Origin of the sequence: Phenylobacterium sp. (assembly GCF_046291545.1) — a bacterium.
GTDB lineage: Bacteria > Pseudomonadota > Alphaproteobacteria > Caulobacterales > Caulobacteraceae > Phenylobacterium.
This window is the reverse complement of sequence record NZ_JBKBSM010000016.1, coordinates 23,181-33,896: the sequence shown is the minus strand read 5'-3', so window position 1 is coordinate 33,896 and position 10,716 is coordinate 23,181. Positions and strand designations below refer to the sequence as shown.

General features: G+C 72.2%; 12 protein-coding genes. 4 read left to right on the top strand and 8 right to left on the bottom strand.

Annotated elements, in window-relative coordinates:
• The 3 genes from ACK4YQ_RS18570 to ACK4YQ_RS18560 form a co-directional block, all read right to left on the bottom strand.
• Positions 1 to 1,212 (bottom strand): AAA family ATPase (locus tag ACK4YQ_RS18570; RefSeq protein WP_409613479.1); only part of this gene is annotated, 1,212 nt, incomplete at its 3' end.
• Positions 1,213 to 1,227: 15 nt separating this feature from the next.
• Entirely contained in the window at positions 1,228 to 1,839 is a 612-nt protein-coding gene (locus ACK4YQ_RS18565) for a DsbA family protein (protein ID WP_409613477.1), read from the bottom strand.
• 109 nt (positions 1,840 to 1,948) lie between these two features.
• On the bottom strand, positions 1,949 to 2,497 hold the full coding sequence (locus tag ACK4YQ_RS18560) for a DUF721 domain-containing protein (protein WP_409613475.1): 549 nt from the start codon (positions 2,495 to 2,497) through the stop codon (positions 1,949 to 1,951).
• A gap of 45 nt (positions 2,498 to 2,542) precedes the next feature.
• Here ACK4YQ_RS18560 and mutY point away from each other — a divergent pair, with 45 nt between their 5' ends.
• Entirely contained in the window at positions 2,543 to 3,589 is a 1,047-nt protein-coding gene (mutY, locus tag ACK4YQ_RS18555) for an A/G-specific adenine glycosylase (RefSeq protein ID WP_409613474.1), read from the top strand.
• Positions 3,590 to 3,595: 6 nt separating this feature from the next.
• Here mutY and ACK4YQ_RS18550 read toward each other — a convergent pair whose 3' ends face one another.
• The 3 genes from ACK4YQ_RS18550 to ACK4YQ_RS18540 all read right to left on the bottom strand — a co-directional run bounded on the left by ACK4YQ_RS18550 (position 3,596) and on the right by ACK4YQ_RS18540 (position 5,999).
• Positions 3,596 to 4,675: a site-specific DNA-methyltransferase gene (locus tag ACK4YQ_RS18550; protein WP_409613472.1), complete on the bottom strand. Its 1,080-nt coding sequence runs from the start codon at positions 4,673 to 4,675 to the stop codon at positions 3,596 to 3,598.
• A gap of 116 nt (positions 4,676 to 4,791) precedes the next feature.
• Positions 4,792 to 5,409 carry a ribonuclease HII gene (locus tag ACK4YQ_RS18545; RefSeq protein WP_409613470.1) on the bottom strand — a complete coding sequence of 206 codons (618 nt, stop codon included), beginning with the start codon at positions 5,407 to 5,409 and terminating at the stop codon, positions 4,792 to 4,794.
• Positions 5,409 to 5,999: a DNA-3-methyladenine glycosylase I gene (locus ACK4YQ_RS18540; RefSeq protein ID WP_409613468.1), complete on the bottom strand. Its 591-nt coding sequence runs from the start codon at positions 5,997 to 5,999 to the stop codon at positions 5,409 to 5,411. The genes ACK4YQ_RS18545 and ACK4YQ_RS18540 overlap by 1 nt, the downstream gene beginning before the upstream one ends.
• Positions 6,000 to 6,116: 117 nt before the next feature.
• On the opposite strand from ACK4YQ_RS18540, the gene ACK4YQ_RS18535 reads away from it, so the two are divergent.
• Positions 6,117 to 7,028: an Hsp33 family molecular chaperone gene (locus ACK4YQ_RS18535; protein ID WP_409613466.1), complete on the top strand. Its 912-nt coding sequence runs from the start codon at positions 6,117 to 6,119 to the stop codon at positions 7,026 to 7,028.
• On the top strand, positions 7,015 to 7,635 hold the full coding sequence (locus tag ACK4YQ_RS18530) for a TetR/AcrR family transcriptional regulator (RefSeq protein WP_409613464.1): 621 nt from the start codon (positions 7,015 to 7,017) through the stop codon (positions 7,633 to 7,635). Before ACK4YQ_RS18535 ends, ACK4YQ_RS18530 begins: the two co-directional genes overlap by 14 nt.
• Here ACK4YQ_RS18530 and ACK4YQ_RS18525 read toward each other — a convergent pair.
• On the bottom strand, positions 7,594 to 8,478 hold the full coding sequence (locus tag ACK4YQ_RS18525) for a TetR/AcrR family transcriptional regulator (RefSeq protein WP_409613462.1): 885 nt from the start codon (positions 8,476 to 8,478) through the stop codon (positions 7,594 to 7,596). The two genes, ACK4YQ_RS18530 and ACK4YQ_RS18525, sit on opposite strands and share 42 nt — an antisense overlap.
• Positions 8,479 to 8,592: 114 nt before the next feature.
• On the opposite strand from ACK4YQ_RS18525, the gene ACK4YQ_RS18520 reads away from it, so the two are divergent.
• A complete protein-coding gene (locus tag ACK4YQ_RS18520) occupies positions 8,593 to 9,789 on the top strand; it encodes an amidohydrolase family protein (RefSeq protein WP_409613460.1) in 1,197 nt (398 codons plus the stop codon).
• A gap of 60 nt (positions 9,790 to 9,849) precedes the next feature.
• On the opposite strand, the gene ACK4YQ_RS18515 is transcribed toward ACK4YQ_RS18520, so the two are convergent.
• A complete protein-coding gene (locus ACK4YQ_RS18515) occupies positions 9,850 to 10,704 on the bottom strand; it encodes an SDR family NAD(P)-dependent oxidoreductase (protein ID WP_409613458.1) in 855 nt (284 codons plus the stop codon).
• Between the last annotated feature and the right edge of the window lie 12 nt (positions 10,705 to 10,716).

Below are 10,716 nucleotides of genomic sequence, written 5' to 3'. Positions count from 1 at the left end.
CCGGGCGGCCGCGGCCCGGCGGCGGGCGGCCTCGGCGGCGGCCTCCGCGGCGAGGGCTTCGACCGCCGCGTCCGCCCGGGCGCGGGCGGCTTCGGCTTCGCGCACCGCCGCCTCAAGCTCGGGAATGCGCTCCGGCGCGCCGGCCACGGCCGCCTCGAGCGCCTCCAGTTCCTCGGCCAGGCCCGCCAGCGCCCCTTCGGCGTCCTCGACGATCTGGCTTTCACGGGCGCGGTCGGCGTCGATCCGTGCGACTTCGGCGGTGAGCCGGGCGACCTCGGCGGCCAGGGCCTCGCCCTCGCGCTCGATCCGGTCCCGGTCGATGGCCAGCCGCCCCAGGATCGCGGCCGCCACGGCCTCGGCCTCGCGCAGGGGCTTGATCCGTTCTTCGGCCGCAGCCGCGGCGGTCGTGGCGGCGGCCGCAGCCCGGGCCGTGGCCTCGACGGCCTCGACCGCCTCGGCGGCCTCGGCGCGCAGGCGCTCGGCGGTGTCCCGCGCCTCGCTCCAGCGGGCGTGCAGCACGGCGGCCTGCAGGGTGCGGATCTCGGCCGACAGCTTCTTATAGCGCTCCGCCTGGCGGGCCTCGCGGCGAAGGCGGCCGAGGGCGCTTTCCAGCTCCTGGGCGACGTCGTCAAGCCGCGCCAGGTTGGCCTCGGCGGCGCGCAGCCGCAGCTCGGCCTCATGCCGCCTCGAGTGCAGGCCCGAGACCCCTGCCGCCTCTTCCAGGATCAGGCGGCGGTTCTGCGGCTTGGCCGCGATCAGCTCGCTGATCTGGCCCTGGCGCACCAGGGCGGGCGAGTTCGAGCCCGTCGAGGCGTCGGCGAACAGCAGCTGCACGTCCCGCGCGCGCACCTCGCGGCCGTTGATGCGATAGGTCGAGCCCGCGCCCCGGTCGATCCGCCGCACCACCTCCAGCACCGGGTGGTCATTGAACGCCGCCGGCGCCAGGCGGTCGGCGTTGTCGATGGTCAGCGAGACCTCGGCGTGGTTGCGCGAGGGGCGCCCGCCCGAGCCGGCGAAGATCACGTCGTCCATCCCGCCGGCGCGCATGGCCTTGGCGGAGTTGGCGCCCATCACCCACCGCAGCGCCTCCAGGAGGTTCGACTTGCCGCAGCCGTTCGGCCCGACGATCCCGGTGAGTCCCGGCTCGATGCGGAACTCGGTGGGATCGACGAAGGACTTAAAGCCCGAAAGTCGAAGGCGCTGAAAGTGCACGGAGGCGGATCATTCCTACTTCGACGCTTCGGCGATCGCCGCGTCGAGCTGGGCCAGGGTGACCTCGCCCTCGGCGATCTTCTTGCCGTTGACGAAGAAGGTGGGCGTGCCGGTGATCTTGTCCTGCTTCACCGCCCGTTCGACCCGCGCGTTCAGCGCCTTCAGCGCCTCGCTGTCGGAGACGCAGGCGTTGAACTGCTCCTCGGTCATGCCGGCCGACTGGGCCACCTTCAGGAGGCCGCCGCGCATGTCGCCGGTGGTGAACATCTCGGCCTGATTGCGGAACACCCCGTCCAGGACGGTGAAGTACTTGTCCTTGCCCGCGCAGCGCGCGATCAGGAATCCGGCCGCGGCCAGCTCGTTCGGCGGCGTGAGGAACTCCTTGAGCGTGTAGTGCACCTTGCCGGTGTCGATGTACTTCGCCTTGAACTCGGGGAAGACGTTGATCGCGAACGAGGCGCAGTGGGTGCAGCTGGCCGAGGCGTACTCCACCACCTTCACCTTGGCGTTGGGATCGCCCAGGGACATGTCGCCTTCGCTGGCGCCCTTGGCCCCGCCTCCGCTGCAGCCGGCCAGGGCCAACGCGGCGGCGGCGGCGATCAGCAGGCGTCGATTGAACTTCGGCATCATGGCGCTCTCTGCGAATTCCGAATGAAAGATTAAAGCGCGATTCCCGGCGCGCCGCCTCTCCTGGCGGCGAGCCCCGAGGCTCGGGCCCGCCTGCACATAAGGCGGATCAGCGCGCCCGCCGCAAGACCCCGCGACCAAGCGCCATCAGGGCGGTCTTTAGGGGCCCGTCCGGGGCGGCCGCCAGACTGCGGGCGAGGTCGGCCTCCTGCGCTGCGTCCAGCGGGGCGGAGCGGCGGCGCGGGGCGGGGAGGGCCTTGCCGGCCGCAGCCGCGGGCCGCAGCGGGCCCTGCACGATGCGAAGCTTTCCGACCGCGCCTTCGCCCAGGAACAGGTTCACGCGGGCCAGGATCTCCGGCGCCTGGTGCTGCACCAGGGCGGCCGCGGGACCTGCGACCCGGATCTCCAGGGCGGCCGGCGCGCCGCCGCGGGCCTTGATCAGCTTCACCGGCTCGGTGCGGCGGGCGATCTCCTCGCCCACGATCTCGCGCCAGCGGGCCTGCAGCGCGCCGGGCCCCTGGCCGAAGCGTTGGTCCAGCTCCCTGACGAGGCCGTTCAGCCCCCGGCCCGCCGGCGGCGGGGGCCGGTGCGCCGGGCGCGAGCGCTTCTGCGTCAGGATGCGCGCGGCCTCTTCAAGGGAGGGGAGCTGGCGGGACATCCCGCCATCCTAGCCTGACGCGGCAAATCCGCTAGGAGTGGCGAAATGACGCCCGATGTCCTGCGCGCCCGCCTGCTCGCCTGGTACGACGACAACGCCCGCGAACTGCCCTGGCGGGTGGGCCCGGCCGACCGTCGGCTGGGGATCCGACCCGATCCCTACCGGGTGTGGCTGTCCGAGGTGATGTTGCAGCAGACCACCGTCCCGCACGCCGCCCCCTATTTCCTGGCCTTCACCGCCCGCTGGCCCCGGGTCGGCGACCTCGCCGCCGCGGCGGACGAGGCCGTCATGGCCGCCTGGGCGGGGCTCGGCTACTACGCCCGCGCCCGCAACCTCCTGGCCTGCGCCAGGACCGTGGCCGCGGCGCACGGAGGGCGGTTTCCCGACACCGAGGCCGGGCTGCGCACGCTTCCGGGCTTCGGGCCCTATACGGCCGCCGCGGTGGCCGCCATCGCCTTCGACCGTCCGGCCAACGTGGTCGACGGCAACGTCGAGCGCGTGATGGCGCGGCTTCACGCGGTGGAGACGCCGCTGCCGGCCGCCAAGCCCGAGCTGAAGGCCTTCGCCGAAGCCCTGGTGCGCGACGACCGCCCAGGCGACTGGGCCCAGGCGCTGATGGACCTCGGCGCCACCGTCTGCCGTCCGAAGGCGCCGCTATGCGACCGCTGCCCGATCGTCCAGGCCTGCAGGGCAAGGGCGAGCGGCGCGCCCGAGGCCTATCCGCGCAAGAGCCCCAGGAGCGAGCGCCCCCGCCGCCATGGCGTGGCCTACCTGCTGACCCGGGGCGACGAGGTCGCCCTGGTGCGCCGGCCGCCGAAGGGCCTGCTAGGCGGCATGCTGGGCCTGCCGACGTCGGAGTGGCGGGCGGCTCCGTTCGGCGAGGCCGAGGCCCGCGCCGCCGCGCCCGTCGCGGCCGACTGGCGCGCGGCGGGGGAGGTGGAGCACGTCTTCACCCACTTTTCCCTGACGCTGCGCCTGCTGCGCGCCGAGGGCGAGGCCGACGGCTTGGTCTGGACCGACCGTGCGGGCCTGCAGGCCCTGCCCAGCGTCTTCCTGAAGGCCGCGCGCGCGGGCCTGGACAGCCTGCTCTAGCGGCGCCTAGGCCGCCATGGCGCCGCGCACCTTGGCGCGCAGCACGTCGATCGGGGCCAGGCCCTTGTCCGACTTGAAGTGCCAGTAGGTCCAGCCGTTGCAGGCCGGCGCCGACTGCACCATGGCGCCCACCTTGTGGATCGAGCCGGTCATCTCGCCGATCACCAGGCTGCCGTCGGCCCGCACCCGCGCGGCGCGTTCGCCCTTGGGATCATAAAGGGTGTCGCCCGGACGCAGCAGGCCGGCCTCGACGATCTGGCCGAAGGGCACCCGCGGCTCGGCCTTCTTCGAGCCGGTGACGTCCAGGTCCTGGCTGTTGGCCGGCATCACCTTGGCGATGCGTTCGGCGGCGAGCTTGGCGTACTGCGGCTCGCGCTCCAGGCCGATGAACCGCCGGCCGAGGCGCTTGGCCGCAGCCCCGGTGGTGCCGGTGCCGAAGAACGGGTCCAGGATCAGGTCGCCGGCCTTGGTCGACGCCAGGATCACCCGGTGCAGCAGGGCTTCGGGCTTCTGGGTGGGATGGGCCTTGGCGCCGGTCTCGTCCTTCAGCCGCTCCTCGCCGGTGCAGAGGGGGAAGGTCCAGTCCGAGCGCATCTGCACTTCGTCGTTCGCCATCTTCATGGCGTCGTAGTTGAAGGTGTAGCGCCGCGCGCCGCGCCCCTTGGCGGCCCAGATCAGGGTCTCGTGCGCGTTGGTGAAGCGCGTGCCCTTGAAGTTCGGCATCGGGTTGGCCTTGCGCCAGACGATGTCGTTCAGGATCCAGAACCCCAGGTCCTGCAGCGTCACGCCCACGCGGAAGATGTTGTGGTAGCTGCCGATGACCCATAGCGCGCCGTCGTCCTTCAGGACGCGCCGGCATTCTTTCAGCCAGGCCTTGGTGAAGGCGTCGTAGGCCTCGAAGCTCTCGAACCGGTCCCAGTCGTCGTCCACGGCGTCGACCTTGGAGTTGTCCGGCCGCAGCAGGTCTCCGCCCAGCTGCAGATTGTAGGGTGGATCGGCGAAGACGAGATCGACCGACTTCTCGGGAAGCTTCTTCAGCTCCTCGATGCAGTCGCCGCAGATGATGGTCTCGGCCGGAAATGACATGCCCGTCCCCCGCTACTCAGGAGACGGAATCCTCGGCTGTCGTGGTGAAGACGCGGCTAAGGAACGTGGTGAACGGGGGGTTAAGCGCCGCGCCGCTTCGCGAGGGCCGCCGCCGGTCAATCCTGTTTCAGAAGATCGAGCGTCTGAAGCGCGTCGCGGATCGGCGCCCAGCCGCGGCGGTGGATCGGGCAGGGGCCGAGCGAGCGCAGCGCCTGCACGTGCGTCTCGGCGTGATAGCCCTTGTGGCTGGCGAAGCCGTAGCCGGGATAGAGCGCGTCCATCTCCACCATCACCCGGTCGCGGGCGGTCTTGGCCAGGATCGAGGCCGCCGCGATCGAGGCCGATCGGCCGTCGCCGCCGACCACGGTGCGGACCTCGCAAGGCAGGGCGAAGCGGTAGTTGCCGTCCACCAGCGCCACCGACGGCGCGTGGGCCAGCCCTTCCACCGCCCGGCGCATCGCCAGGCCGGTGGCCTGCAGAATGTTGAGTTCGGCGATCTCCTCGACGCTGGCGAAGGCCACGCACCAGGCCCGCGCCTGCAGCTTGATCTCCGTCTCCAGAGCCTCGCGAGCCTTGGCCGTCAGCTTCTTGGAATCGTTCAGCCCCGCTGGAACCCGCCTGGCGTCCAGGATGACCGCGGCGGCCGACACCGGTCCCGCCCAGGGGCCGCGGCCGGCCTCGTCGACCCCGCACACCAGGCCCATGCACTGCAGCTCCAGGGTCAGGTCCGGCATCAGCCGCCGAGCTCCCGCACCGGCTTGTGACGGTGGCAGTGCGTCAGGTGGTCGTTGACCAGTCCCGTGGCCTGCATGAAGGCGTAGACGATCACCGGCCCCACGAACTTGAAGCCCCGGGCCTTCAGCGCCTTGGACATCTCCACCGCCACCGGCGTCTGCGCCGGCACCTCGGCGATCGACGAGAAGTCGTTCTGAATCGGCTTGCCGCCGGTGAAGCCCCACAGGAACTCGGAGAAGTCCTCGCCCCTCTCGCGCATGTCGAGCCAGATGCACGCGCCGTTGATCGCCGCGTCGATCTTGGCGTTCGAGCGGACGATGCCCGGGTCGGCCATCAGCCGGGCGCGGTCGGCCTCGCCGTAGCGGGCGACCTTCTCCGGATCGAAGCCGTCGAAGGCGGCGCGGAACCCCTCGCGCTTGCGCAGGATGGTGATCCAGGCGAGCCCCGCCTGGAACCCGTCGAGCACCAGCTTCTCCCACAGCGCGCGGGAATCGCGCTCGGGAACCCCCCACTCGGTGTCGTGGTAGGCCTCGTAGAGGGGATCGCCGGCCATGCCGCGCCACTCGCAGCGAATCGGATCGGAGCTCATGTCGGCCACTCTCGGCGGCCGGGCCCGCAGGGGCAAGGCGCGCCGTGCGCGCACCCTCGCCCCCGCGTCCTTGCGCCGGCTCGCAAAATCGAAACGCGGCGCCTATATGCCTGCGCCATGTCCCATACCCTCACCCCCGCCGCGGACGATCTCGTCGGCGTTTTCCAGATCGAAGGCGAGCCCGTGCGCGGGCGCCTCGCCCGCCTGGGCCCGGCCATTGACGAGATCCTGAACGGCCACGCCTATCCCGAGCCGGTGGCCAACCTTTTGGGCGAGACCTGCGCGCTCGCCGCCCTGGTCGGCTCCAACCTGAAGTTCGACGGCCGCCTGATCGTCCAGGCGCAGGGCTCCGGTCCGGTGCGCTACGTCGTCGCCGACTACGACACCTCCGGCGCCCTGCGCGGCTACTGCCGCTTCGACGAGGCCGCCGTCGCCGAGGCCGCCGCCGGTTTCGCCCGCCCCGGCGCCCGCTCGCTGCTGGGCGACGGGGTGTTCATCATGACGGTGGACCAGGGCCCCGACATGGACCGCTATCAGGGCGTAACCTCCATCGAGGGCGAGACCCTGGCCCTGTGCGCCGAGCAGTACTTCGCCCAGTCCGAGCAGACGCCGACCCGCGTGCGCCTGGCGGTCGGCCAGGCCGACGCCGGCCAGGGGGCGAAGTGGCGCGCCGGCGGGGTGCTGATCCAGAACATCGCCGAAGACAAGGCGCGCGGCTCCACGGAAGAGGCCTGGACCCGCACCCAGGCGCTGTTCGAGACCCTGGGCGAGGACGAGCTGATCGATCCGCAGCTCTCGGCCGAGACCCTTCTGTTCCGCCTGTTCCACGAGGATGGGGTGCGGGTGTTCGAGCCCAAGCCCCTGCGCGCCTTCTGCCGGTGCTCGCAGGAGCGGATCCTGACCGTGCTCGCCTCCTTCGACGCGGCCGAGCGCGCCGACATGGTCGAGGACGACGGCATGATCCGCGTCACCTGCGAGTACTGCAGCCGGGTCTACGCGGTTGAGCCCGGCGCGCTTGAAACGGCCTGAGGCGGCCGGGCCCGCGGCGCGGCGCCGGCTTCCGGCGGCTGAACGCCGGGCGGCCATCCTGGACGCCGCGCGCGAGCTGGTCTTCGCCCAGGGCCATCTGCCCCTGTCGGTCGAGGCCCTCGCCCGCCGCGCCGGGGTCAGCAAGGCGCTGGTCTACGCCCATTTTCCGGACCCGCCGGAGCTCTATGCGGCGCTCATGGAGATCGAGCTCGACGACCTGGAAAGCCACGGGCGCCTTGACGTCGGCCAGGCCGCCGATCCGGTCGAGGCGGCCTGTCGGGCGGCCGACGTCTATCTGGCGCACGTCGCCAGCCGCGGCACAGTGCTGCACCTTCTCTACCGCGATCCCTATCTTGCCGCGCGGCTGCCTGTGCGCGCGCGACGCCTGCGCGACCGGGTGCTGGGCGGCTACGCCCGGGCCGTGCGCGCCGCCTACGGCCGTCCCGCGCGCGAGGCGGTGGCCGCGGTCAGTCTGATCGTGACGATCCCGGAAGAGACCGGCCGACTGATCTTCCAGCGCAGCCTCGCCCTCGAGCGCGGCCGCCTTTTGTGCCGCGAGCTGGTCCTAGGAAGCCTCTCGGCCCTGGCCGCCGAGCGCCGGGTCTGACAACGCCGCGAGGCGGCGGTTGCCGTGCCGCACCATGGCGATGCTCAAGGCCTCGGCCGTGTCCAGGTCCAGCCGGCCGCGGGCGAGCAGGCGTCCGGCGCGCAGGCACAGGCCGGTCAGCACCGTCGTCGCCGACCGGGCGAGGTCCGGCGCCACGCCGGATGCGTCGGCGAACCGCTCGGCCACCGCCCCGCCGCGCGCCTCCCGCTCCAGCGCCCGCTCGGCGCGCAGGCCCTCGCGAACGGCCGGATTGCCCAGCAGCAGTTGCAGCAGCGCGCCGCGCCGCTCCACCTGGCGCAGATAGGCCGAGGTCGAGCGGGCGAGGCGTTCGGCCGGGCCGTGGGCGGCGGCGATCTCGCTCTCCTGGGCCGACCTCACCGTCTCGAGCTCGCGTCGGGCCAGGGCGACCAAGAGGTCCGCCTGGCGGCCGAAGTAGGCCTGGGCCAGGGCTTCGCTGACTCCGCAGTCCCGCGCTACCCGCTTCAGGGTCGCCGCGTGGATCCCCTCCCGGCCGATCAGGGCGGCGGCGGCGTCCATGAGCTGCGCCCGGCGCTCGTCGCCCTCCAGGCGCCGGCGGCGCCCCGGCGCGGCTGGGCCGGGGGGCGTCGTCAGGGCCGGCGGCGGCCCCGCCTCGCCCCGGCGACGACGGGCCCAGTATCCCCGCGGCGGACAGGGCACCTGCAGGCGCTCGCACATCTTGGCCAGCCCGGTGCGGCTCAGCCCCATGTCGGCCGCCACCTCGGCCAGGGGCCGCGCCCAGACGCGGTCGTAGAGCTCGCGCCGGCTCAGGCTCGAAGGCCGGCGGGAGTCATGGGCCGGAGGCGAGGCGGTGGTCATCCCCATGGCGATGCCTCAACCCGCGCCGTGCTGCAAGGACCCGCCCTTCGGGGATTGCGGACCGTCGCGCACCGAGTCTATTGGTGTCATAGTCATAAAGTCCGAGCCAGGGAGATAGGCATGACCTATGTGAACGGACGCATCGTCCACGACGCCGACAGCCATGTGATGGAGACCCGCGAGTGGCTGGAGCCTTTCATGGATGACGGGCTGAAGGCCGAGCTGAAGCCGCTCTACGGCCGCGAGCCCGGCCGTATCGACAAGCTTCTGGATCAGGCGAAGGCCCGCAAGGGCGATGCGGAAGCCGAGGCCAAGGCCCTCGACAACGCCATCGCCGGGCCCAAGGGCTGGTCCGCGTTCGGCGCGTTCGACGCCGACGAGCGCCGGCGGGTGCTGGATTCCTTCGGCTTCTCCTCCCAGCTCGTGTTCGCCACCTCCTCGCTGGCGCCGGCCCTGGCCGCCAAGACCGAGGACGCCCTCTACCGCGGGGTGCGCGCGCACAACCTGGCCATGGGCGCCTTCTGCGCCTCCGATCCCCGGCTGATCGGCGTGGCCTACGTGCCCCTCGACAATCCCGCCCGCGCGCTGGAGGAGACAGAAGCGGCCCTGGCGGCGGGCAATGGCGCGATCTGGGTCTCCGCCGGCCCGGCCGGCGAGCGCTCGCCTGGGCATCCCGACCTCGACCCCGTGTGGGCTCGCCTCGTGGAGGCCGACGCGCCGTTCGTGCTGCACATCGGCCCTGGCACCAAGACCCAGCCTGCGGCCTTCCGCAACAACGGCCGCGAGCGGGCGCCCGACCTGCACGGCGGCGGCGAGAACCTGCGCTTCGCCGACTACATCATGCTGTCCTTTGCGCCCCAGGTGTTCCTGACCGCCATGGTCTACGACGGGGTGTTCGAGCGCTTCCCGGCCCTGCGCGGCGGGGTGATCGAGGCGGGCGCGGGCTGGGCGCCGGAGTTCCTGCGCGAGCTCGACCTGGGCTTCAAGAGCTTCAAGAAGACCGACCCCTACCTCCAGTCGATGACGCTGACGCCGTCCGAGTACATCCGGCGCGCGATCAAGTTCACGCCGTTCCCCGGCGAGGACGTGGGCCGGATGATCGCCGACGGCGGGGCGGAGCTCTTCATGTTCTCCAGCGACTATCCGCACCCGGAGGGGACGAACGATCCCCTCGGCCGCTTCGAGCGGACGATGCAGAACCTCGACGAGGCGGCGAAGGACCGGTTCTACCGGGCGAACTTCGAAGAGATGATGGGCCCCCGCGCGATCAGGCGGGCGGCCGCGCAGAAGCCCGAGGCCGCCGCCGCGCACGCCTGAGCGTTCCTCCCCTGGGCGCTCGGGATCGCAGATCCCGGGCGCCCGCCATTTTCGTCCGTCTCAGCCCTTCATGAAGGCGGCGAAGGCCTCGGCGTAGTCCGGGTGCCAGCGCGAGAGGGCCGGCCGGTTCTCGATGATGTCCTGGGCGGCCCACAGCACGCGCTTCTCGTCCATCTCGCGGGTCACGTCGTTGTCCGGGCACAGGATGTAGAAATCGCCCCGGGCCAGGCTCTCCAGCATGAAGTCCACGACCTGGGCCGGCGTCCAGGCGGCGGGCGGCTTCTCGGCCGCGCGGGCGGTCATGCCGGTGAAGGTGAAGCCCGGGATCAACAGGTGGGCGCTCACCGCGCAGCCGTCGCTGTTGCGTAGTTCGTGCTGCAGAGCCTCGGTGTAGGCCTTCAGCGCCGCCTTGGAGACGTTGTAGGCCGCGTTGCCGGGCGGGGTGGTGATGCCCTGCTTGGAGCCGGTGTTGATGATGAAGGCCGGCCGTCCCGCCTCGACCATCGCCGGGGCGAAGGCCTGGACTCCGTGGATCGCGCCCCAGAGGTTCACCTCCATCAGCCGCCGCCAGTCGGCCAGGTTCGTCCAGCAGCCGCCGGGATTGAGGCCGACGCCGGCGTTGTTCATCAGCACCGCCACGTGTTCGTAGCGCTTCAGGGCCTCGTCGCGCAGGCGGTCCAGGGCGGTCGGATCGGCGACGTCGGTCGGCGCAGCCAGCACCCGGCCCTCGCCGAAATCCTGCGCCAGCTCGTGGGCGGCCGCTTCCAGCTTCGGCCCCGGCCTGTCGGCCATCACCACCGAGAGGCCCAGTTCGGCGAACCGCCGCGCCGCAGCCAGGCCGATGCCGCTGGCCGCGCCGGTGATCACGGCTGCGCCGCCGCTGGAGAGCTGGGGCAGGGTGGAGGGATCGCTCATGGCCGGGCTCCT

Excerpts from the sequence above, each read along its gene's own strand:
- ACK4YQ_RS18515 (WP_409613458.1), bottom strand. The coding sequence starts at position 10,704 with ATGAGCGATCCCTCCACCCTGCCCCAGCTCTCCAGCGGCGGCGCAGCC.
- ACK4YQ_RS18560 (WP_409613475.1), bottom strand. The coding sequence starts at position 2,497 with ATGTCCCGCCAGCTCCCCTCCCTTGAAGAGGCCGCGCGCATCCTGACG.
- ACK4YQ_RS18545 (WP_409613470.1), bottom strand. The coding sequence starts at position 5,409 with ATGCCGGACCTGACCCTGGAGCTGCAGTGCATGGGCCTGGTGTGCGGG.
- ACK4YQ_RS18525 (WP_409613462.1), bottom strand. The coding sequence starts at position 8,478 with ATGGGGATGACCACCGCCTCGCCTCCGGCCCATGACTCCCGCCGGCCT.
- ACK4YQ_RS18520 (WP_409613460.1), top strand. The coding sequence starts at position 8,593 with ATGACCTATGTGAACGGACGCATCGTCCACGACGCCGACAGCCATGTG.
- ACK4YQ_RS18565 (WP_409613477.1), bottom strand. The coding sequence starts at position 1,839 with ATGCCGAAGTTCAATCGACGCCTGCTGATCGCCGCCGCCGCCGCGTTG.
- ACK4YQ_RS18550 (WP_409613472.1), bottom strand. The coding sequence starts at position 4,675 with ATGTCATTTCCGGCCGAGACCATCATCTGCGGCGACTGCATCGAGGAG.
- ACK4YQ_RS18535 (WP_409613466.1), top strand. The coding sequence starts at position 6,117 with ATGTCCCATACCCTCACCCCCGCCGCGGACGATCTCGTCGGCGTTTTC.
- mutY (WP_409613474.1), top strand. The coding sequence starts at position 2,543 with ATGACGCCCGATGTCCTGCGCGCCCGCCTGCTCGCCTGGTACGACGAC.
- ACK4YQ_RS18540 (WP_409613468.1), bottom strand. The coding sequence starts at position 5,999 with ATGAGCTCCGATCCGATTCGCTGCGAGTGGCGCGGCATGGCCGGCGAT.